The organism is Sphingomonas sp. LHG3406-1, from assembly GCF_029637485.1.
In the GTDB taxonomy this organism is placed as follows: Bacteria; Pseudomonadota; Alphaproteobacteria; order Sphingomonadales; family Sphingomonadaceae; genus Sphingomicrobium.
Genome location: NZ_CP069128.1, coordinates 2,344,924 through 2,365,677 on the forward strand (window position 1 = coordinate 2,344,924; position 20,754 = coordinate 2,365,677).

A 20,754-nucleotide genomic window follows, 5' to 3' on the forward strand; every position below is an offset into this window, starting at 1 on the left:
GTACGCATGGACGAAGGTACAAGCGGTTCGACGACGGCCGGTGAACAGCTGAAGGCTGCGCGCGAGGCGCAGGGCATCACGCTCGAGGACGTGGCGGCGCGGACCCGTATCCCGACGCGGCATCTGGAAAGCCTGGAGAAATCCGAATGGAGCCGGCTTCCCGCTCCGACCTACACCATCGGTTTCGCCAAGAGCTATGCCTCGGTGGTCGGGCTCGACCGCAACGAGATCGGCGAGGCGCTGCGGGCCGAGCTGGGTCACGGCGCGCTAGCGGCCCGGCCCGAGGCGCAGGTGTTCGAGCCGGCCGATCCGGCGCGGGTCATGCCCAAGTGGCTGGTACTGATCGCGCTGCTTGCGCTGGTGGCGGTCGCCGCCGCCTTCCTCTGGAACCGCAATCGGGCGCTGGACGCGCCGGACAGCGCGGTTGCGACCGAGGAAGCGTCCGTGGCGGCGACGCCGGGGCCTGCCGCCTCGCCGGCGGTGCAGCCCGCTGCCTCCCCGACCGGACCGGTGGTGATCACCGCCAACGAGCCGGCCTGGATCCAGGTCAGCGAGCGTGGCGGGCGGACCCTGTTCCAGGCCGAGCTTGCCGCCGGGCAGAGCTATGAGGTGCCGGCGGCGGCGACGGCACCCGTTCTTCGGACCGGGAGGCCGCAGTCGATCCGCATCGCGGTCGGCACCGCCGACGCGCCGCCCGTCGGACAGCCGGACACGACCGTCAGCAACGTTTCGCTGAAGGCGGAGGACCTGCTGCGTGGCCCGTCGGCAACGCCGGCCGCACCGACGGCCGCTCCGGCGCGCTAGTTCATTGACGGGCAAGCTCCACCCCATCACGGGATGACGTCATGAAGCGCTTCCTGATGACGGGCCTCGCCGCCCTTGCTCTCGCCCTTCCATCCACCGCCGCGGCCCAGCGCCAGCCGACGCCCGAACAGAGGATCGACCGGCTGGAGCGGCAGACCCGCCAGATCCAGCGGCAGGTCTTCCCCAAGGGTCAGCCGGCCGACACCGCCGGGGTCGACGACAGCCCGGCCGCCAGCCAGGTGGTGGTGGTCGCCCTTTCCAACCGCATCGACGCGCTCGAGCGGCAGCTTGCGGAAATGACCCGCCTGGCCGAGGAGAATGGCAACCGGGTCGCCACGCTCGAGACTGAGCTGGCGCGGATGCGGACCGACGTCGATGCGCGTCTGCGGCGGATCGAGACGGCGGCTCCGCCAGAAGGTGCGCCGACGACGGCCGAGGCGGCTCCGGCCGACACCGGTGCGCCGCCCGTTACCACACCGCCGACGCGTGTCACCGAAGCCACCCCGCCTCGTATCGCCCGAACCGGCGACGTCACCGCCGATGGCGAGGCGGCCTATGATGTCGGCTACCAGCTGTGGGTCCAGAAGCGCTATCCGCAGGCGGTTGCCGCGCTGCGCGCCATGGCGTCGAGCTTCCCGGGGCATCGCCGGGTGAGCTGGGCCAACAATCTCGCCGGCCGTGCCCTGCTCGACAGCGGCCAGCCGCGCGCCGCGGCCGAGGCCCTCCTCGCCAACTATCGCGGCAATCCGCGCGGCGAGCGGGCTGCCGACAGCCTCTTCTATCTCGGCCAGTCGCTGGTCGCCCTCAAGCAGCCGCAGCAGGCGTGCAAGGCCTATGCGGAGCTGGAGGACGTCTATGGCTCCTCGCTCCGTGCCGAGCTCCAGCGCCTGCTTCCGCCCGCCAAGGCGGCGGCGAAGTGCTGACGACCATCATTGCCCCTGCGCAGGCGGGGGCTCCGGGCGATTTCGCGCACGCCTCCTGAGGTCCCGGCCGGCGCCGGGACGACGGTAGCGGCCACCCTCGACCGCCTCGTTCCGCACGGTTGGATCGGGCTTGCCGTGTCGGGGGGCCCCGACAGCCTGGCGCTGTTGCTCCTGGCCGCCGCCGCGCGTCCGGGAGCGGTCAGGGCAGCGACGGTCGACCATGGCTTGCGGGCGGAAAGCGCCGCCGAAGCGGCGATGGTCGCGAGCTGCTGCGACGAGCTCGGCGTGCCGCATGACGTGCTGACGGTCACGGTCGGAGCGGGCGCGAGCCTCCAGGCGCAGGCGCGGGAAGCGCGCTATGCGGCGCTTGGGGGATGGGCGGAGAGGCACGGCTTGGCGGCGGTCGCCACCGCGCACCATGCCGATGACCAGGCGGAAACCTTGCTGATGCGGCTGGTGCGGGGAAGCGGGGTCGGCGGTCTAGGCGGCATCCGCGAGGAGCGGCCCTTAAGCGGCGCCGTCCGCCTGGTGCGGCCCCTGCTGGCCTTGCGCAAGGCGGATCTCGGCGCGCTGGTCGAGGCGAGGGGGTGGTCGGCGGTCGACGACCCCGCCAATCGCGATGATCGCCACGACCGCACCCGGATCCGGGTCTTGCTGACCGCCAACCCCTGGCTCGACCCGGAACGGCTGGCGCGCTCGGCGCGGGCGCTCGCCGACGCCGACGAGGCGCTCGACACCCAGCTTCACGCTTTGGCTGCCGAGCATCTGCGGCCCGACCCAACGGGTGTCTCCATCAGCGATGTCTATGTCCTGCCCCGCGAGCTGCGACGGAGGCTCCTGCTCAAGGCGCTGGAGCTGTGCGAGACGAGGCCGAGCGGGCCGGAACTCGACCGGGTGCTGGCCGCGCTCGACGCCGGGCGGACGATCACCATCGGCTCGGCGCTCGTGTCGCGAAAGCTGGGAAACTGGCGGATCGAACCGGCCCCGCCGCGCCGCAAGGTCTAGTTCGCGTTCAGCGCCCGGGCCATGCTGTCGGAAAAGGCGATGCTCCGCACCCATCCGCTGAAGCCGTCGTAGATGGTCCGAGCGGCCTGGGCGATGGTCGCCGGCCGGTCGGAACCGCCGCGGGCGAAGAAGGCGACCGCGATACGGCGGCCGTCGGGCAGGGTGATGAAGCCGACGTCGCTGCTGTAATTGTTGAGCGTGCCCGTCTTGTGGGCGATCGGCACGCCGGTCAGCATGCCGCGCATGCGGTTCTTGCCGGTGGCGCAGCGGGCCATCACGTCCAGCAGGTAATTGCGGTTGGCGGGCGTCAGGATGTTGCCGCGCTCCAGCGAGCGAAGCATCTGCACCATTGCCACCGGGGTCGCGCTATCGCGCAGGTCCCACAGGTCGCGCTTGTCGGCGAGCAGGCGGGCGATGTTGCGGTCGACGCGGACGCCGCGAATCTGATTGTGCTCGAGCCACTGCTGGATGGCGCGGGCGCCGCCGAGATTGGCGATGAGCAGGTCGGTCGCCGGATTGCTCGAGCGGATCATCATCGCCTCGATCAGCGCCCGCGCCGTCTGCCCGCCGATGCGGTCGTTGAGCGTGCGACGTCCGGCTTCGACCTGGTCGAGATAGGCGGCGGCGACCGCCACCTTCATGGTGGAGGCCATCGGATAGGCCTTGTCGCCGTTGATCGCGACCGTCTCCCCGGTGGCGAGGTCGAGGGCGGCGACGCCGACATCGCCGGACCGGCCGGCGAGCAGGGAGGCAAGCTGCTGTTCGAGCGACTGGAGGTGCGGACTTCCGGCCGCCAGCGCCGGCTGGGCCGATCCCAGGGCCAGAAACCAGGCGACAAAGGCGAGAACGCGCATCCAGACTCCATCGCTTAAACGGAAGTGCCGATGACCTGCTATCGCGGCATCAAACCCAACAGTTCCTTAACGGTAGAGCGCAGTTTCGTTCCGGGACAAGCACTTGGCTGCAAGCTGCGGCGAGCCGTGGGCTCATTGCGGCGAGTGGAATCCAGCGACGATGGTGGAGGCGGGCCGCGGCCCGCCTCCAAAGGCCGGTCACCGGGCGACTTCGGCCGAACGATATTCGCCAAGGATGCCGCGGGCAGCAAATATGCGGTCACGCTGGCGATTGGCCGAGGACAGCGCGGTCCTCAGGCATTCTCCATTGGCGATGCGGATGTTGAACAGCCCTTCCTCCCGGCAAACGGCCCGCGCCGCGGTGGCGATGCGGCGGTCGAGCGCCATGCGGCCGCTGGCCGAGCGAAGGTCGAGGTCTCTGCTGGTGACGATGCGCGTGGAAACCACGAGGTCGGACCCGGCTTCCTGCGCACCCGCCGGCTGAGCGGCAAGCAGAAGGGCGGCCCCAAGCAGGGCCGTGGCGGTCTTGATCATCGTTTCATTCCCCTGAAGCGCCGGCGTTTGTCGCCGACGAGGGCCCTCTGCCTTTGCTGCATTGCAACATGACGGCGGCCGAGTGATGGGCCGGCGGCAGGACGGTGCCAGTTCGGTGATGGTCATGCTTCAGCTTGGAAACGTTCCGGAAGGCCTACATTGTTCTTGGGGACAGCACTGCCTACATTGCCACCGGCCCTTTCGACGAAGACGGAAACCGATGGACGAGAAGAACAAGAAGCCGAGTGGTCCCTGGACCAAGAGCCTGCTGATCTGGGCAGGCGTCCTGTTCGCCCTCGTGCTGTTCGCGCAGATGCTCGACGGCGGAAGCAGGGCGCAGGCAGGCAACCCGATCGCTTATTCGGATTTCGTCCGGCAGGTGAACGAAGGCAATGTCCGGCAGGTGACCAGTTCCGCCACGCAGACGGGCAACCAGGTGATCAGCGGCAAGCTCGCCAACGGCGACAGCTTCCGCACCACCGCCCCCGCCGACGCGCAGGTGACCGAGCGGCTGCTCAACGCCGGCGTGCAGGTGCAGGTCAAGGAAGCCGAGCAGTCGAGCATCTGGTGGATCATCCTCGTCCAGTCGCTTCCGTTCATCCTCATCCTCGGCATCAGCTTCTTCATCATGCGGCAGATGCAGAAGAATGCCGGGTCGGGCGCCATGGGCTTCGGCAAGAGCCGGGCCAAGATCCTGACGCCCAAGGAAGGCCGCGTCACCTTCGCCGACGTCGCCGGAATCGACGAGGCGCGCGAGGAGCTTCAGGAAATCGTCGAGTTCCTGAAGGATCCGGGCCGCTTCGCCCGCCTCGGCGGCAAGATCCCCAAGGGCGCGTTGCTGGTCGGCTCGCCCGGCACCGGCAAGACCCTGCTCGCCCGCGCCATCGCGGGTGAGGCGGGCGTGCCCTTCTTCACCATCTCCGGTTCGGACTTTGTCGAGATGTTCGTCGGCGTCGGCGCAAGCCGCGTCCGCGACATGTTCGAGCAGGCCAAGAAGTCGGCGCCGTGCATCGTCTTCATCGACGAGATCGACGCCGTCGGCCGCCATCGCGGTGCCGGCCTCGGCAACGGCAATGACGAGCGCGAGCAGACGCTCAACCAGCTGCTGGTCGAGATGGACGGCTTCGAGGCCAACGAAGGCATCATCATCATCGCCGCGACCAACCGTCCGGACGTGCTCGACCCGGCGCTGCTGCGCCCTGGCCGGTTCGACCGCCAGGTGGTCGTGCCGCGCCCCGACATCGAGGGCCGCGAGCAGATCCTCGGCGTGCACATGAAGAAGGTGCCGCTGGCCCCCGACGTCGACGCGCGGACCATCGCGCGCGGCACTCCGGGCTTCTCGGGTGCCGACCTTGCCAACCTCGTCAACGAGGCGGCGCTGCTGGCGGCCCGCAAGGGCAAGCGGCTGGTCGCAATGCAGGAGTTCGAGGAGGCCAAGGACAAGGTGCTGATGGGCACCGAGCGGCGCTCCATGGTGATGACCGAGGACGAGAAGCGCATGACCGCCTATCACGAGGCCGGGCACGCCATCGTCGCGCTTCACGAGCCGGCGTCGGACCCGATCCACAAGGCGACCATCATCCCGCGCGGCCGTGCCCTCGGCATGGTCATGCGCCTGCCGGAGCGGGACAATTACAGCTATCACCGCGACAAGATGCACGCCAACCTCGCGGTGGCGATGGGCGGCCGAGTCGCCGAGGAGATCATCTTCGGCTACGACAAGGTCAGCTCCGGCGCATCGAGCGACATCCAGTATGTGACCACGCTGGCCCGCGACATGGTCACCAAGTGGGGCATGTCGGACAAGCTCGGGCCGCTGCAATATGCCGAAGCCGACGAGGAAGTGTTCCTGGGCTATTCCATGAACCGCCAGCGCCAGATGAGCGACGAGACCGCCAAGGCGATCGACAAGGAGATTCGCGAGCTGGTCGACGGCGGCTATGCCCGGGCGCGAGAGCTGCTGACGACCAACGAGGATCAGCTGCACACGCTGGCCAAGGCGCTGCTCGAATTCGAAACGCTGTCGGGCGAGGAAATCCGCACGGTGCTCGACGGCGGCTCGATCGACCGCGGCACGACCACCCGGCCAGTGGTTCCCCCGGCGGGCGTGGGCATTCCGAAGACCAAGCGCGGCACCGGCATTGGCGGCGCGGCGCCGGCTGGGGCGTAGAAGATCGGCGTCGCCCCGGCGCAGGCCGGGGCGACGCTGGCTCCATTCACTTCCCCTTCATGGCGGAATGCGCCACACATGCGGCATGCGATGCGTGCTTGCCGCCCTTGTCCTTCTCGCCGCCGCCATGCCGGCCGCTGCAGCGCCCGCAGGATCGGCGCAGAACTTCCTCGAGCGCGCGGACCGGCTGATCGGCAAGGGGCCGCTCGCCCTGTTCGACGGCGACTACAAGCGTCTCAGCCGTGAGGGCGAGGCGGCGGGCGTCAGCATCAGGCTCGAACGCGAGGCGGCCGAGCGCGAGGGCCGGCCGATCCTTTATTGCAGCCCCAAGCCGCGCGCCGAACTCGGCAACATGGAATTCATTGCGGCGCTTCGGAAGATCCCGCAGGCCGACCGCCAGCGCATGAGCCTTCGCGCGGCCATGCTGCTGGTGCTTCAGCGCAAATATCCTTGCCGGCGCTGACCGGCTCACCCCGGGGGGGAACATGTCCATGAAGAAGAGCTTGCTTGCACTCGCCCTGACCGCCGTGGTCGCGACGCCAGCAATGGCTGCGTCGATGACCCTCCACCAGTTCGTCGCCCGCGGCACGGCGCTGGAAAAGAAGGGGCCGATGGCGCTGTTCCACCGCGGCGAGATCAAGGCCCTGCAGACCGAGATGTTGAGCGCCGGCAAGCAGGTGCGCGAGGAGCGGATGGCGGCCGAGAAGGCGGGCCGCAAGCCGACCTATTGCCCGCCGGCCGAGGGCAAGGGCGTAAAGATGGGCGCGCAGGAGGTGCTGAAGGAACTCCGCCTCGTCGCCGCGACCCAGCCGAAGAATGCCACCGTCGCCGACGGCTGGCGCGCCATGCTGGTGAAGAAGTTCCCCTGCCGCTGACGCTCTACTCGAGCACGCCGAGGGCGAGGATCGCGGCGCCGAACAGCGACAGCGCGACGAACGAGAAGATCAGCAGGAGGAACGTCCGCGGCACCGCGCTCCGCCGGCGCAGCCCGTAGGCGCCCTTGAGCTGGCGATACATGTGGACGGGAGGCACCAGCAGCAGCCACGGAACCCACGCGCTCGCCCCGACCACCACCATCAGGCTGCCGAGCAGGATAAGGATCATCATGAAGGACAGGGAATAGGTCACGAACACCGCATGATCGAAGACATGGCGCCGGCGGAATGGGAACAGCAGGAACATGAAGGGTAGCGAGAGCGGGATCAGCGCCCAGCTGTACTTGGACGCCGCTTCCTGGACATGGTTCATGAACTGGCGCGGATCGCGTGCGACCTTCTTGAGGCCGTTGACGAGCCATGGCGGCGCGTCGTTCGGCGCGTTGTCGAGCTGGGTCGAGAACCGCCCGTTCAGGACATTGTCCATTCCCTGGATCTCCTCGCGCTTGGCGGCAATCTTCCGGTCGAGTTCGGCGGTGGGTGCCTTGGCGCGGACCGCCTCGGCCCGCTGCCGGTCGAGTTCGGCAAGCTCGGTGCGGCTCACCTCGGCGATCTCGGCCAGCCCGTTGACCTTGAAGCCGTCCATGCCGGTGCCGGTGAAACCCAGCGCCGCGAACATCAGGAACACGCTGAACAGGTAGAGCGCGATGGGCGAGATGAAGCGCGCGCGCTCGCCCTCGACATAGCGCCGGGTCAGATCGCCCGGGCACCAGAAGAGCATCGGCTGGGTGCGCCAGAAGCGGCTCTCGAAATTGAACAGCCCGGCGACGAGATCGCTGAAGAAGGCGGCGAGCGAGCGGTGGATTCGCGCCTTCTGGCCGCAGGACGCGCAGAAGGGGCCGGTCAGCGGCGTCGCGCAGTTCAGGCATCGACCCTGCTTGTCGGCCGCAAGTGCCGGCTCGAGCGCGTTCATGATCAACCCCCAGTCGATGCCGGCAGAGTGACAGAGGTGCCGCGGCGCTGCTAGCCCCCGGCGCATGACCCGGTGCATCGGCCTCCTCGGCGGAAGCTTCAACCCGGCCCATCGCGCCCACCGTGCGATGAGCCTGGCGGCGATCCGCGCGCTCGGGCTGGACGAGGTGTGGTGGCTGGTCAGCCCCGGCAATCCGCTGAAGCCGAAGGGCGGCATGGCACCCTATGCGGCGCGGCTGGGCTCGGCCCGGGCGATGGCACGGGGCACGAGGATAAGGGTCAGCGACATCGAGCGGCGGCTCGGCACCGTCTACACCGCCGACACAATGCGCGCGCTCGTCCGCCGCTACCCCCGGCACCGCTTCATCTGGCTGATGGGGGAGGACACTGTGGCGCAATTCCATCAGTGGAAGGCATGGCGTCGACTGGCCGCAACCGTGCCGATTGCCGTCATGTCGCGACCGGGGTATGATGACGATGCTCGCACGGCCCGCGTCGCGAGCTGGCTCAGGCGCTTCGTCCGGCCCGGCAGCCAGCAGAAGGAATGGACGCGTTGGAGTGCCCCGGCGATCGTCTATCTGCGGCTTCCGCCCGATCGAACGTCCGCCACGCAGCTCCGCGCCGCCGACCCTCTTTGGCATCAACGTTACGGCTCGGCTCCGAAACGGAGTTCGCGCGTTTTAACCCATGACAGCAACAGGAGAGACCTTGTCCGACACCCCTGAACAGGCCGGCCTTCGCACGCCGGCCAGCGTCGATGACCTCCACGCCGCGGTGATGCGCAGCCTGGACGACGATCAGGCCCTCGACATCGTCTCCATCCCGCTCGCCGGCAAGTCCAGCATCGCCGACCACATGGTGATCGCCAGCGGCCGCTCGACCCGGCAGGTGGCGAGCATGGCGACCAAGCTCGCCGACCGGCTGAAACAGGAATATGGCAAGTTGTGCCGGATCGAGGGCCTGCCCACCGCCGACTGGGTGTTGATCGACGCCGACGACATCATCGTCCACCTCTTCCGCCCGGAAGTGCGAAGCTTCTACAATCTTGAGCGCATGTGGGCGTTCGGCGACGAGAAGGCGGTCGCGGCGGGGTGAAACTTGCCGCGAAAGGCGCTTCGACGTCGCGCTCTGCACTCCGCTCAGGACCAACGATCCTTGCTTCGTTCGCCCTGAGCGAAGTCGAAGGGCGCTTCCCGTCCTAGATGCTCCTCCACATCATCGCACGCGGCAAGATCGGGCGTTCGCCCGAGGCTGAGCTGGTTGATCGCTATCTGAAAAGGCTGACTTGGCCGACGAAGCTAACCGAGCTTCCGGACCGCGGCGGGGCGCTTCCGCCGTCGGCGAGCCCATGCGTCACCGTCCTCCTCGACGAACGCGGCAAGGCGCTGGCGTCGAGCGAGCTTGCGGCAAGGCTGGAGCGCTGGCGCGACGACGGCATGCGCGAATGCCGTTTCCTGATTGGTGCCGCCGACGGCCATTCGGACGAGGAACTCGCCTCGGCCGACCTGCTGCTCAGCTTCGGCCCCGCGACCTGGCCGCACATGATGGCGCGGGCGATGCTGACCGAGCAGCTCTACCGCGCCACGAGCTGGCTTGCCGGCCATCCCTATCACCGGCAAGGCTAGGCCATGCGCCGCCTGCTCGTCCTCGCACTGAGCCCCATGCTCCTTTCGGCCGCCAATCCGGTGGCACTCGCACGGCAGGAAGCGGACGCTGCGGCGGCCGAGCAGCAGCGGCTCGAGCGCGCGGCGGCGGCGGCCCGGGGCGAGGCGGCACGGGCGGCGGCGGATGCGGCGGCGGCGGCGCAGGAAGTGCTGGCGATCGACGCGCGAATCGCGCTCGCGGAGGCGGAACTGGTGCAGGTGGAGCGGCAGAAGCAGCTGCTCGACGCCCGGCTGGCCGAGGCGCGGCGGCCGGCCTCCGCGCTGTTGGCGGGCCTCGCCGAAGCGGGACGGCGCCCGGCGTGGCTGGTGCTGGCGGGCGCGGGTCAGGCCGAAGAGCAGGTGCGGCTGGCGGCGCTGGTGCGGACGCTCGGCCCCGAGGTGGAGCGACGCTCGGAGGCGCTGCGCCGGCAGGCCGAACTGGCTGGAGCGGTGGCCGGTCGGCAACGCGCGCTTCGCCAGCAGCTCGACCGCGACCGGCAGGCATCGGCCGCGGCACGGCAGCGCTTCGCCGAGCGGGAGAAGGCAGCGCTCGCCGCGGCTGCCGAGCGCGGTGCGGAGGCGCTTGCGGCAGGCGATGCGGTGCTCGCCCGCGGCGAGCGGCTGGCGGGGCTGACGAGCGAAGGGGAGCAGCGCCGCGCGGCGCGCAATCTTGCCGCGGCGCTGGCCAGACTACCGGCGGCCGAGCCGCGCCCGGTGGCACCCGAAGGCAATTCGGCGAGACGCCCGATCGACTGGACCGTTCCGGTGAGCGGGCCGGTGACGGCGGGGCTCGGCGAACTGCAGGGCAATGGGGTCCGCACCCGCGGCCTCACCATCGCTTCGGCACGCGGCACCCAGGTCGTCGCGCCGGCAGACGGAAAAATCGCCTTCGCCGGTCCTTTCCGGCGCCGCGAAGGCGTGGTGATCGTCGATCACGGCGGCGGCTGGCGCACCCTGCTGACCGATGTCCGGCCGAGCGTCCGAGTCGGGGACCGGGTGACCCGCGGGCAGGCAATCGGCCGGGCACTGGGGCCGATCACCGCGGAATTGTTCCAGGGCGGCACGGCGGAGCCCGCGGCCCTGCTTTCTCGTTCGTGAGGATGGACAAGCCATCCTCATCGCCCGTTCATGAGCGGCGCTGTTAAGTCCGCGCTCAAATCGCTAAGGTCAGACTCATGATCCGCAAGCTCCTGCCTCCCCTCGCGCTCGTCGGGGCACTCGCCCTCCTCCCCGTCGCCACCGCAACCCAGGCGGCCGCCGACGCGGACACCTTCAAGGAGCTCGAAACCTTCATGGGGGTGTTCGAGCGGGTGCGTGCCAATTACGTCGACAAGGTCGACGACCACACCCTGATCAAGGGCGCGATCGACGGCATGCTCGCCAGCCTCGATCCGCACAGCTCCTACCTCGAAGCCTCGGACTTCAACCAGCTGCGGACCACCACCGACGGCAATTACGGCGGTCTCGGCCTGTCGGTCACGCAGGAGGACGGGACGGTCAAGGTGATCAGCCCGACCGAGGACACGCCGGCCGACCGCGCCGGGATCAAGGCCGGCGACTACATCACCCACCTCGACGGCGAGCTGCTCTATGGCCTCGACCTCGACGCGTCGGTCGACAAGATGCGCGGCCCTCCGGGATCGAGCATCAAGCTGACCATCGTTCGTCCGGGCCGCGACAAGCCGTTCGACGTGACCCTGCGCCGCGAGCGGATCGAGCTTCGGCCGGTCAAGTGGGAGATCAAGGAGGGCGTCGGGGTCCTCAACATCAATCAGTTCTCGGCCAATGTCGGCGAGCAGGTCGCCGCCGCGCTGACCGCAATGGACAAGGCCGCCGGCGGCAAGCCGATCGGCTATGTCGTCGACCTGCGCAGCAATCCGGGCGGCCTCCTCGATCAGGCGGTGACCGTCAGCGACGCCTTCCTCGACCGCGGCGAGATCGTCAGCGAGCGCGGCCGGGCCAAGGACGACATCGAGCGCTTCTATGCGCGGCCGGGCGACCTGGCTGGTGGTCGTCCGATCGTGGTGCTGGTCGATGCCGGTTCGGCAAGCGCGGCGGAGATCGTCGCCGGCGCGCTGCAGGACCATCGCCGGGCGATCGTCATGGGCGAGCGCAGCTTCGGCAAGGGCTCGGTCCAGACCGTCATCCAGCTCGACCAGCAGAGCGCGCTGCGGCTGACCACGGCGCGCTACTACACGCCCTCGGGCAAGTCTGTGCAGGCGGGCGGGATCGATCCCGACATTATCGTGCCGCAGCTGTCGGACCCCGACTACAAGGACCGGCCGACCGTTCGCGAGGCGGACCTCCGCCGCCACCTGATCGCGCAGAACAAGGTCGACGACAAACTGCTGGAGAAGGACGAGACGGTCGATCCGCGCTTCAGCCTGACCGCCGCCGAGCTCGAGAAGAAGGGGGTCAAGGACTTCCAGCTCGACTATGCGGTCAAGTCGCTGAAGCGGCTCGCCGCGGGGCCGACGGGGCTTCCCAAGGCGCGCTGATGGACGCTCGGACGGGTGCGCTGACGATGGACCGGACGGGGCCGCTGCGGCTGGCGCAATGGCTGGCGCTGGCGGTGCCCGGCGGGCTTCTGCTCGGCGCCCTTGGCTCGCAGCACATCGGCGGGCTCAACCCGTGCGAGATGTGCTATTGGCAGCGCTGGCCGCACATGGCGGCGGTGGCGCTTGCCGGCCTGTCCTTCCTCCTGCCGAGGCAGACCCGCGCTTTGGTGCTGCTCGCCGCTCTCGCCATCGCGGCATCCGGCGCCATCGGCGTCTTCCACGCCGGCGTCGAACAGGGCTGGTGGGAAGGGCTGACGACCTGCTCGACCGTCGCCAGCGGCGCGAACTCGGACGAGCTGCTCAAGAACATCCTGGCGACTCCGCTGATCCGCTGCGACCAGATCCAGTGGAGCTTCCTTGGCCTGTCCATGGCCGCCTGGAACGCCGTCATCTCCCTCTTTTCCGCCGGAGCGATCTTATGGCTGAGCCGCAAGCGCTGACCCCTTCGTGGAAGCCGGGCGACCGCGCGCCCGACATGCATTCGATGCTGCGCGTCGACCATGCCGGCGAATATGGCGCCACCCGCATCTATGCCGGGCAACTGGCGGTGCTGCGCGGATCGTCGCCCGCCGCGCATCTCGTCACCCACATGGCGGCGCAGGAGGAACGGCACCTTGCCCGCTTCAACCAGCTGCTGACCGAACGGCAGGTGCGGCCGACCCTGCTGCAGCCCTTGTGGCATGTCGGCGGCTTCGCGCTCGGCGCCATGACCGCACTGATCAGCGAGAAGGCCGCCATGGCCTGCACCGAGGCGGTCGAGACCGAGATCGACCGCCATTATGCCGAGCAGCTGGAGGAACTCGGCGACCGGGACCCCGAGCTTGCCGCCGACATCCGCCAGTTCCAGGCCGAGGAACTGGAGCATCGCGATACGGCGCGCGAGCATGGTGCGCTGGAGGCCGCCGGTTACCCGGTGCTGAGCTTCGCCATTCGCTCCATCTGCAAGGTGGCGATCGCCGCCTCCAAGCGGATCTGACCCAAGGAACGTGTCCCCGCTCCCGTGCGCTGAAGCGCTTGAAAGGACGAGATTATGAAGACCCGACTCAGTCTTGCGCTCGGCGCCCTTGCAGCTAGCGGCTTCGCCGCCGCGCTTCCGGCGACTGCCCAGCAGGCTCAGCCGCAGCTGCGCACGCGCGAGATCATCGTGTTCGGCAACGATCCCTGCCCGCGCGCCACCGACGATGAAGTGGTAGTCTGCGCCCGGCGCCCCGAGAAGGACCGCTTCCGCCTGCCAGAGGCGCTGCGCCCGACCGGCCCGCCCCAGCTGAGCCAGAGCTGGTCGGCCCGCTCCAAGGCGCTGGCGACGGTCGGCCAGACGGGTCCGGGCAGCTGTTCCGGCGTCGGCCCGGCGGGCACGGACGGCTGCGCGCTCAAGGAAATCCAGCAGGGCGTCGCCGAACGGACCGAGCAGGACACGGCCGACACGGCGCCGGAGTGATCACCGCGACTAGCTGAAGCTTGCCGGCGGCGGTTCCCGCGTGAACTGCCGCAGCTCGCTCACGTCGTGGGCGCAGAAGATGCGGATCCCGCTTTGCTCCAGCGACAGGCGCCGCAGCCGCTCCTGATTGGCGAGGCGCGCTTCCCGGTCCACTTCCATCATCCACTGGTAGAAGCGCATGCCCGGCGGGCATTCGCGCCGCGGCCGGCCGACTTCGCCGCGGAAGAAATAGGCGTCCCCAGCGTGGAGCAGCCAGCCGGTGCCGGTGTCGACCGCGACCGCCGAATGGCCCCAGGTGTGCCCGGCGAGCGGCACCAGCAAGATCTCGGGCGGCAGGCCGGCAAGGTCGCGAACGGCATCGAAGCCCATCCACGGCTCGCCGCGCCCCGCCGGATAGAGCGCCCACTTCTCCACCTCGTCCCATTGCTGAGGGCGATAGCGGCGGGTGCCGACGAAGGCGCCGCCGCGGCCCTCGTCCGCCACTTCCTTCTCGCGTGCGAGCAGGTGGACGGTCGCCTGCGGAAAGTCCTCCAGCCCGCCGGCATGGTCGAAGTCCAGATGGGTGACGAGGATGTGCCGGACGTCGGCGGGATCATGGCCGAGCGCCCTGACCTGCGCCGCGGCGGTCTCCTCCTCCCGGAACTGGGGCTGGTTGAGGAAGCGGAAGAAGCCGGCGATTCGGCCGTGATGGGCCGCGTCCTTGCGCCCGAAACCGGTGTCGACCAGCACCAGCCCATGCTGGTCGGTTTCGATCAGCAGGCAGTGGCAGACGACATGGCCATGGACGAGCCCGCGGCTGGTGCCATCGAACAGGCGCCCACCCCATGGGCAGCAGGTTCCGCAATTGAGGTGGTGGATACGCATGGCTTCGGTCCCCTTCCGCCCGCCAACGTCCCCCGCCGCGAAGCGGGGCCGGAAGTTGCGCGGACGGAACGGCTTGCGGGTGCGAGCCGTTTGCGGGCGACAGGAGGAACTTTGCTCATGCGTACCGACCCCAGCGGCACCCTCACCACCCTGACGCGGCTCGGCTTTGCCGCGCGCGGTCTGCTCTACCTGGTGATCGGCTTCCTGGTCCTGCGCACCGGCCGGACGGAAGATCCGGCGGGCGCGCTGGCGGTGGTGGCCGAGGGCGGCGGACGCACCCTTCTCTATCTGATCGTCGCCGGTCTGCTCGGTTATGGCCTGTGGCGGCTGTCGGATGCGGCCTTCAACATCGAGCGGCACGAGCAGGGCTCCAAGGGGCTGCGCGAGCGGATTGGCGCGGCGGCGAGCGGCATCAGCCACCTCTTCCTCGCTTGGCAGGCGGTGCGGCTGCTGCGCGGCACCGGCGGCAGTGGCAGTGGCGGGACGCAGGAAGGCGCACAGACCGCGCTCCAGCTTCCGGGCGGTCAGCTGATGGTCGCCGTGGCGGGGCTGGTCCTGCTCGCGGTCGGGCTGATCCAGTTCAAGAAGGCCTGGAACGCGGAATTCCTTAAGCATCTGGAGCCGGGGATCGCCAGCCAGCCCTGGGCGCGCTGGACCGGGCAGGGTGGCTATGCCGCGCGCGGGCTGGTGTTCCTGATCAGCGGCGGCTTCCTGTTCGCGGCCGGCTTCAAGGAGCAGTCGAGCGAGGCCGGCGGAATGGCCGAGGCACTCGCCTGGCTGAGCCCGCCGTGGGATGCGGTGGTGGCGATCGGCTTCATCATGTTCGGACTCTACAGCCTGATCGAGGCGCGGTTCCGGGTGCTTAACGACGTTCCGGTCGAGGGGCTGGCGCGGCAGGCGCGGAGCAAGCTGCCGGTCTGATCCGGCCTCTTGGGCAAACGGCACCTAAGCGCCGGAAAAGACCGGAGAAGCTTGCTTCCTCCTGTCCGTGAACATATATCGAACATCATGGCGCAGCTCGACACTCGCGAGAAGCTTGGGATCCTCGCGGACGCGGCCAAATATGACGCGAGCTGCGCCTCGTCGGGCACGTCCAAGCGCAACAGCGTCGGTGGCAAGGGCATCGGCTCGACCGAAGGCATGGGCATTTGCCACGCCTATGCCCCGGACGGGCGCTGCATCAGCCTGCTCAAGATCCTGCTGACCAACAGCTGCATCTTCGACTGCCATTATTGCATCAACCGCAAGAGCTCGAACGTGCGGCGCGCGCGCTTCACGGCGCAGGAAGTCGTCCAGCTCACCCTCGCCTTCTACAAGCGCAACTATATCGAGGGGCTGTTCCTCTCCTCGGGCATCATCGCTTCGTCCAACTATACGATGGAGCAATTGGTCGAGGTGGCGCGGAGCCTGCGCGAGGACCATGATTTCCGCGGCTACATCCACCTCAAGACCATTCCCGACGCCGATCCCGAACTGGTGCGGCTGGCCGGCCTCTACGCCGACCGCGTCTCGATCAACGTCGAGCTTCCGACCGCGAGCGGGCTGAAGCGCCTGGCGCCAGAGAAGAGCGAGCCCCAGATCGAAGGCGCGATGCTCGGCATGAAAGGGGCGATCGAGGACGGGAAGGACGCCAGGAAGAAGTATCGTTCGGCGCCGAGCTTCGCCCCGGCCGGCCAGTCGACCCAGATGATCGTCGGGGCCGATGCCGCGACCGACGGCGACATCGTCCGCAAGGCGAGCACGCTCTACGACCGGTTCAGCCTTCGCCGGGTCTATTATTCGGCCTTCTCGCCTATTCCCGACGCCAGCGCGGTGCTGCCGCTGCAGCGTCCGCCGCTGATGCGCGAACATCGGCTCTACCAGTCCGACTGGCTGATGCGCTTCTACGGCTTCAAGCCCGAGGAGGTGGTCAGCGCGGCCGAGCCCGACGGCATGCTCCCGCTCGACATCGACCCGAAGCTCGCCTGGGCGCTCAAGTTCCGCGAACATTTTCCGGTCGACGTGAACCGCGCCAGCCGCGAGCAATTGCTGCGCGTGCCGGGGCTCGGCACCAAGGCAGTCGAGCGCATCCTGAAGTCGCGCCGCTTCCGCACCTTCACGCTCGACGACGTCGCTCGGCTGACGGTCAGCGTCGCCAAGATCCGGCCGTTCATCGTCACCAGCGACTGGCGGCCGACCCTGCTGACCGACAAGGCCGACCTCAAGCGCTGGATCAAGCCGGAGAAGAACCAGCTCGAGCTGTTCGCGGCCTGACGGCTTGTAATTTTTACACCAAATAGGCGATAAAGGCCCGATGCTCGCGATGTCTGCTCCCCGCTTGTCGCGCCGCGCTGCTTCGGGCTGCTTCGACCACGTTTCCTGAACAACTGGACGAAGTGGACGATATGCCTTTTTCGGCGTTTCTTCCTTCATGAGCGATGCCAATGGCCGAAGCGGCAACCCGGCCGACCTGTTTGCCCCGGCCCACGGGCTGAGCGGCCGCGCGGGCGTGCTGCTGCCGGACGGTCCGCAGATCGACCCGCTCAAGATCATCCTCGACGAGGCGGACGATTTCGACGGCTGGCGCGATGCCGCGCGCGAGCTGGTGATGGCCGGCGTGCCGCCGATGGGCGTCTATTGGCAGGTGCGTGGAGAGGATGGCGAATTGTTCGGCAGCGAGGGCGCGCCGCCGCCGGCCGGGGGCGAGCCGATGTTCTCGGTGCCCAAGCCGTTCATCGACCTCGCCAGGGCGGCGATCTGCCATTCCGACCCGCAGCGCTTCGCCCTGCTCTACACCATGCTGTGGAAGCTGAAGGGCAATCGCCGCGCGCTGGAGGATCGCGCCGACCCGCTGGTCGACCGGCTGGAACGCCTCGCCAAGGAAGTGCGCCGCGACGCGCACAAGATGCACGCGTTCGTCCGCTTCCGCGAGGTGGAGGAGGAAGGCGCCACCCGCTTCGTCGCCTTCTTCGAGCCCGACCATCATATCGTCCGGCGCGAGGCGGGCTTCTTCGTCCGACGCTTCGCGACCATGCGCTGGTCGATCCTCACTCCCGCGCTCTCCATCCACTGGGACCCGGCCACGGAGACCCTCAGCGAAGGACCGGGGGCGAGCCGTGCTGACGCGCCCGACGGCGACCCGCTCGAGGAGACGTGGCGGACCTACTACGCCAGCATCTTCAACCCGGCGCGCCTCAAGGTGAAAGCGATGCTGAAGGAGATGCCCAAGAAATACTGGCGCAACATGCCCGAGACCGCGCTCGTTGCCCCCCTGATCGCGGGGGCGCGGGCACGGGAGCTGGAGATGATCGAACGGGCCAGGAGCCAGCCCAAGCCGGGCGGCAACATCGACGCGGCCTGGGCCGCGCTGCGCGAGGAGGCCGGCTCCTGTACCCGCTGTGACCTCTACAAATGCGGTACGCAGACGGTGTTCGGCGAAGGTCCGCTCGACGCGCGAATCCTGTTCGTCGGCGAGCAGCCGGGCGACCAGGAGGATCTGGCCGGACGACCCTTCGTCGGGCCGGCGGGACAATTGTTCGATGCCGCGCTGGAGAAGGCGGGCATCGATCGCTCGACCACCTACGTCACCAATGCGGTCAAGCACTTCAAGTTCGTCCTGCGTGGCAAGAAGCGCATCCATTCCAAGCCCGACACCGCCGAGATCGAGGCCTGCCGCTGGTGGCAGGAACAGGAACGCGCCCTGATCCGCCCGCCGCTGACGGTCGCGCTCGGAGCGACGGCGGCGCGCTCGCTGACCGGCAAGACCCTGACCATCACCAAGGCGCGCGAGGCGCCATTGGTGCTGGCCGACGGTAGCGAATGCTGGGTGACGATCCACCCCAGCTTCCTGCTCCGCATCCCCGAGGAAGAGCGCCGCCGCGAGGAGCGGGCGCGCTTCGTCGAAGATCTGGTGCGGATCCGCGAACGGATGGAGGCGCTGGCCTAGAACTCCGCCTTCAGGCTCAACCGCGCCGTGCGGGGCGCGCCCGGGGCGATGTTGTTGTCGTTGTGGGCGGTCGGGAAATAGTCGCGGTTGGTGATGTTCTCGACGTTGAGCTGCGCTTCGATGCCCCTGGTCACCTTGTAGTAGAGGGCACCGTCGAGCCGGGCGTAGCCGGGGAGGACGGTGGCGGTGCTGACCGGGCCCGAACCGCCGAGCGAGGCAAAGCTCTTCGAGCGGGCAAGCAGGCCGAGACCGGCGGCGAAGTCGCGTGTCGCCTGATATTTGGTCCACAGCGAGACGCTGTGCCTCGGCACCAGCGGCACGGTGCGGCCGGCCGGGGCCGCGGAGGTGGTGCGGCGGATCTCGCTGTCCTGCCAGGCATAGCCGGCCGACACCTGCAGCCGCGACGCGACGCTCCGCTCGAGCCCCAGCTCCAGCCCGCGGGTGCGGGTGGCGCCCGTCAGCAGGTTCGGCTGGCCCACGATCGGGTTCGGCGCCTGCGTGTTCTTCCGATCGAGCTGGTAAAGGGCGGCGGTGGCGAGCAGGCCGTCGAGCAGCTCCCACTTGGCGCCCGCCTCGATATTGTCGAACCGCTCGGGCTTGAGCGCCGCGCTGGCCTGGGTCAGCCCGCCGAACTGGTCGCCGGACTGGGGCAGGTAAGAGCGCGAGTAGCTGGTGTAGAGGGACAGGTTGCGACGCGGCTTCAGCACCAGGCCGAGCCGCGGGGACACCAGCTCGTCGGTTCGGGCGAAGGTCGGAACGGCCGTGCGCTCGTCCTCCACCTTGAGGCGGAACCGGTCGAAGCGAACACCAGCGACCAGCTCCAGCCACTGTGCTGGCTTGATCTGCGTCTGGAGATAGGCGGCGGCAACGGTGGCGCGAGTGCGGTTGTCGGCGTCGCTGGAAGAGCGGAAGAAGGCCAGCGTCCTTTCGACGGTCGGGTCGGCGAGAGTGGTGCTGCCGGCGCCGGTAGCGGACAGGCGCTGGTTGCGGCTCTTCTGCCGCCCGAGTTCGAAACCGGCCAGCCAGGTCTGGTCGATCCCGGCGAGATTGCCGTCCCACACGAGGTCCGTCTGGCTGATCAGGTTCCGGCGGTCGTTGCGGCTGCTGTAGGCGCCGAGCGAAACCGTGCCGCTGTTGGCGTTCGAGCTTGGGAAGACGTTGACGTAGAATTTGTCATAATCGGCCAATTGCGTCCGGTGGCGGAGCAGCAGGTTGGCGCCGAACTTCTGTTCGACGGCCAAAGTGGCGATCTGAACGTCGGCGTCGGAATAGCTGTTGTCCGGGTCCCCGAAGAAGTCGCGGTCGAAACCTTCAAGCGGCCGGCGGTTGACCGAAGGGATGCCGCGGTCGGTGGTCCGGCGATCGTGGAAATATTCGTACGAGAGATCGACCCGGGTATCGGCGCCGGGCTGCCAGCCGAGCGTCGGGTTGATGCCATAGCGCTTGAGGTCGACGTCGCGACGGAAGCTGTCGCCATATTCCCACACGCCGTTGACTCGCAGGCCGAGCGCGCCGCCGAGGCGGACGTTGTCGTCGCCGGTGACCCGGGTGCCGCCTTCGCTGTCGTGGCTGATGATGAACTGGCGATCATCACTGAGACCGGCACGCTTGGTCACGCGGTTGATCACGCCGCCGCCGCCGCCGCGACCGAAGATCATCGCGTTCGGCCCCTTGAGCACCTCGACCCGGTCGAGGTTGTAGAAGTCGCGGAAATATTGGGCGTCGTCGCGCAGGCCGTCGACGAAGAAGTCGGCGGTGGTGTTGTTGCCGCGAAGCGTCAGCTGGTCGCGGTTGGCCTCGCCGGTGCCGGGGGTCGCGCCGGGCACGAACATCAGAAGGTCGGCGACCGAGCGAAGCGACTGATCCTCGATCTGCGCTTCGGACACGATCGAGATCGCCTGCGGAATGTTGCGGAGCGGCGTGCTGGTCTTGGTCCCGGTGATGGTCGATTTGACCCCATATTCATCGCGGCTGCCGGTGACGGTGATGACCTGCGCGGCATCCTGCTCGCCGGTCCCGGTCCCGGTCCCGGTCACGCCGGTCGCGACTTCCTTGCCCGCGGCAAGGCTAGGCATCGCAGGCACGACGAGGAGGGTGGCGCCAGCAAGGGCGCGAGCAAGGCTACGCACGGGTGTTTTCCTTCGAAAGGTCGGAATCGTTTCGGTGCGAGCTTGCTAAAGCTAATGCGA

General features: G+C 68.7%; 22 protein-coding genes. 17 read left to right on the top strand and 5 right to left on the bottom strand.

The features are described 5' to 3' along the window. The first annotated feature begins 6 nt into the window (after positions 1–6). The 3 genes from JOY29_RS11445 to tilS are packed head-to-tail and all read left to right on the top strand — an operon-like array spanning position 7 to position 2,732. Positions 7–804, top strand: coding sequence for a helix-turn-helix domain-containing protein (locus JOY29_RS11445; RefSeq protein WP_300973658.1), 798 nt, complete (start codon positions 7–9; stop codon positions 802–804). Between the two features lie 41 nt (positions 805–845). Then, positions 846–1,727 (top strand): tetratricopeptide repeat protein, encoded by an 882-nt coding sequence (locus JOY29_RS11450; protein WP_300973659.1) that lies wholly within the window; start codon positions 846–848, stop codon positions 1,725–1,727. Positions 1,728–1,736: 9 nt separating this feature from the next. Continuing rightward, the gene (gene tilS, locus JOY29_RS11455) at positions 1,737–2,732 is read left to right on the top strand and encodes a tRNA lysidine(34) synthetase TilS (RefSeq protein WP_300973660.1); all 996 of its coding nucleotides are present in this window, start codon (positions 1,737–1,739) and stop codon (positions 2,730–2,732) included. Here the strand turns inward: tilS and JOY29_RS11460 are convergent. Together JOY29_RS11460 and JOY29_RS11465 are read right to left on the bottom strand one after the other, a co-directional pair. Beyond that, positions 2,729–3,586, bottom strand: a complete 858-nt coding sequence (locus JOY29_RS11460; protein ID WP_300973661.1) for a serine hydrolase — start codon at positions 3,584–3,586, stop codon at positions 2,729–2,731. The genes tilS and JOY29_RS11460 overlap by 4 nt on opposite strands. Before the next feature lie 198 nt (positions 3,587–3,784). Next, entirely contained in the window at positions 3,785–4,120 is a 336-nt protein-coding gene (locus tag JOY29_RS11465; RefSeq protein ID WP_300973662.1) for a UrcA family protein, read from the bottom strand. A 220-nt stretch (positions 4,121–4,340) separates the two neighbouring features. Between JOY29_RS11465 and ftsH the strand changes: the two genes are divergently transcribed. The 3 genes from ftsH (at position 4,341) to JOY29_RS11480 (ending at position 7,165) form a co-directional block, all read left to right on the top strand. After that, positions 4,341–6,290 (top strand): ATP-dependent zinc metalloprotease FtsH, encoded by a 1,950-nt coding sequence (gene ftsH, locus JOY29_RS11470; protein ID WP_300973663.1) that lies wholly within the window; start codon positions 4,341–4,343, stop codon positions 6,288–6,290. An 85-nt stretch (positions 6,291–6,375) separates the two neighbouring features. Continuing rightward, positions 6,376–6,753, top strand: coding sequence for a hypothetical protein (locus JOY29_RS11475; RefSeq protein ID WP_300973664.1), 378 nt, complete (start codon positions 6,376–6,378; stop codon positions 6,751–6,753). 28 nt (positions 6,754–6,781) lie between these two features. Further along, entirely contained in the window at positions 6,782–7,165 is a 384-nt protein-coding gene (locus JOY29_RS11480; protein ID WP_300973665.1) for a hypothetical protein, read from the top strand. A 4-nt stretch (positions 7,166–7,169) separates the two neighbouring features. On the opposite strand, the gene JOY29_RS11485 is transcribed toward JOY29_RS11480, so the two are convergent. After that, positions 7,170–8,138, bottom strand: coding sequence for a DUF3667 domain-containing protein (locus JOY29_RS11485; protein ID WP_300973666.1), 969 nt, complete (start codon positions 8,136–8,138; stop codon positions 7,170–7,172). A gap of 64 nt (positions 8,139–8,202) precedes the next feature. Here JOY29_RS11485 and JOY29_RS11490 point away from each other — a divergent pair, with 64 nt between their 5' ends. From JOY29_RS11490 to JOY29_RS11525, 8 genes are all read left to right on the top strand, one after another. Further along, the gene (locus tag JOY29_RS11490; RefSeq protein WP_300973667.1) at positions 8,203–8,862 is read left to right on the top strand and encodes a nicotinate-nucleotide adenylyltransferase; all 660 of its coding nucleotides are present in this window, start codon (positions 8,203–8,205) and stop codon (positions 8,860–8,862) included. Positions 8,863–8,914: 52 nt separating this feature from the next. Further along, positions 8,915–9,232 carry a ribosome silencing factor gene (gene rsfS, locus JOY29_RS11495; protein ID WP_300975535.1) on the top strand — a complete coding sequence of 106 codons (318 nt, stop codon included), beginning with the start codon at positions 8,915–8,917 and terminating at the stop codon, positions 9,230–9,232. 107 nt (positions 9,233–9,339) lie between these two features. Further along, entirely contained in the window at positions 9,340–9,762 is a 423-nt protein-coding gene (locus JOY29_RS11500) for a 23S rRNA (pseudouridine(1915)-N(3))-methyltransferase RlmH (protein WP_300973668.1), read from the top strand. Positions 9,763–9,765: 3 nt separating this feature from the next. After that, positions 9,766–10,878, top strand: a complete 1,113-nt coding sequence (locus tag JOY29_RS11505) for a murein hydrolase activator EnvC (protein WP_300973669.1) — start codon at positions 9,766–9,768, stop codon at positions 10,876–10,878. Positions 10,879–10,955: 77 nt separating this feature from the next. Further along, positions 10,956–12,278, top strand: a complete 1,323-nt coding sequence (locus JOY29_RS11510) for a S41 family peptidase (protein WP_300973670.1) — start codon at positions 10,956–10,958, stop codon at positions 12,276–12,278. After that, on the top strand, positions 12,278–12,778 hold the full coding sequence (locus tag JOY29_RS11515) for a disulfide bond formation protein B (RefSeq protein ID WP_300973671.1): 501 nt from the start codon (positions 12,278–12,280) through the stop codon (positions 12,776–12,778). The genes JOY29_RS11510 and JOY29_RS11515 overlap by 1 nt, the downstream gene beginning before the upstream one ends. After that, the gene (locus JOY29_RS11520; protein WP_300973672.1) at positions 12,757–13,314 is read left to right on the top strand and encodes a demethoxyubiquinone hydroxylase family protein; all 558 of its coding nucleotides are present in this window, start codon (positions 12,757–12,759) and stop codon (positions 13,312–13,314) included. Before JOY29_RS11515 ends, JOY29_RS11520 begins: the two co-directional genes overlap by 22 nt. Before the next feature lie 54 nt (positions 13,315–13,368). Continuing rightward, a complete protein-coding gene (locus JOY29_RS11525; RefSeq protein WP_300973673.1) occupies positions 13,369–13,776 on the top strand; it encodes a hypothetical protein in 408 nt (135 codons plus the stop codon). A gap of 9 nt (positions 13,777–13,785) precedes the next feature. Here JOY29_RS11525 and JOY29_RS11530 read toward each other — a convergent pair whose 3' ends face one another. Next, on the bottom strand, positions 13,786–14,640 hold the full coding sequence (locus JOY29_RS11530; protein ID WP_300973674.1) for an MBL fold metallo-hydrolase: 855 nt from the start codon (positions 14,638–14,640) through the stop codon (positions 13,786–13,788). A gap of 117 nt (positions 14,641–14,757) precedes the next feature. Between JOY29_RS11530 and JOY29_RS11535 the strand changes: the two genes are divergently transcribed. The 3 genes from JOY29_RS11535 (at position 14,758) to JOY29_RS11545 (ending at position 18,565) form a co-directional block, all read left to right on the top strand. Further along, positions 14,758–15,561, top strand: coding sequence for a DUF1206 domain-containing protein (locus tag JOY29_RS11535; RefSeq protein WP_300973675.1), 804 nt, complete (start codon positions 14,758–14,760; stop codon positions 15,559–15,561). A gap of 87 nt (positions 15,562–15,648) precedes the next feature. Continuing rightward, positions 15,649–16,893 carry a putative DNA modification/repair radical SAM protein gene (locus JOY29_RS11540; protein ID WP_300973676.1) on the top strand — a complete coding sequence of 415 codons (1,245 nt, stop codon included), beginning with the start codon at positions 15,649–15,651 and terminating at the stop codon, positions 16,891–16,893. Between the two features lie 157 nt (positions 16,894–17,050). Beyond that, the gene (locus JOY29_RS11545) at positions 17,051–18,565 is read left to right on the top strand and encodes a UdgX family uracil-DNA binding protein (protein ID WP_300973677.1); all 1,515 of its coding nucleotides are present in this window, start codon (positions 17,051–17,053) and stop codon (positions 18,563–18,565) included. Here JOY29_RS11545 and JOY29_RS11550 read toward each other — a convergent pair. Further along, positions 18,562–20,694, bottom strand: coding sequence for a TonB-dependent siderophore receptor (locus tag JOY29_RS11550; RefSeq protein ID WP_300973678.1), 2,133 nt, complete (start codon positions 20,692–20,694; stop codon positions 18,562–18,564). The genes JOY29_RS11545 and JOY29_RS11550 overlap by 4 nt on opposite strands. Between the last annotated feature and the right edge of the window lie 60 nt (positions 20,695–20,754).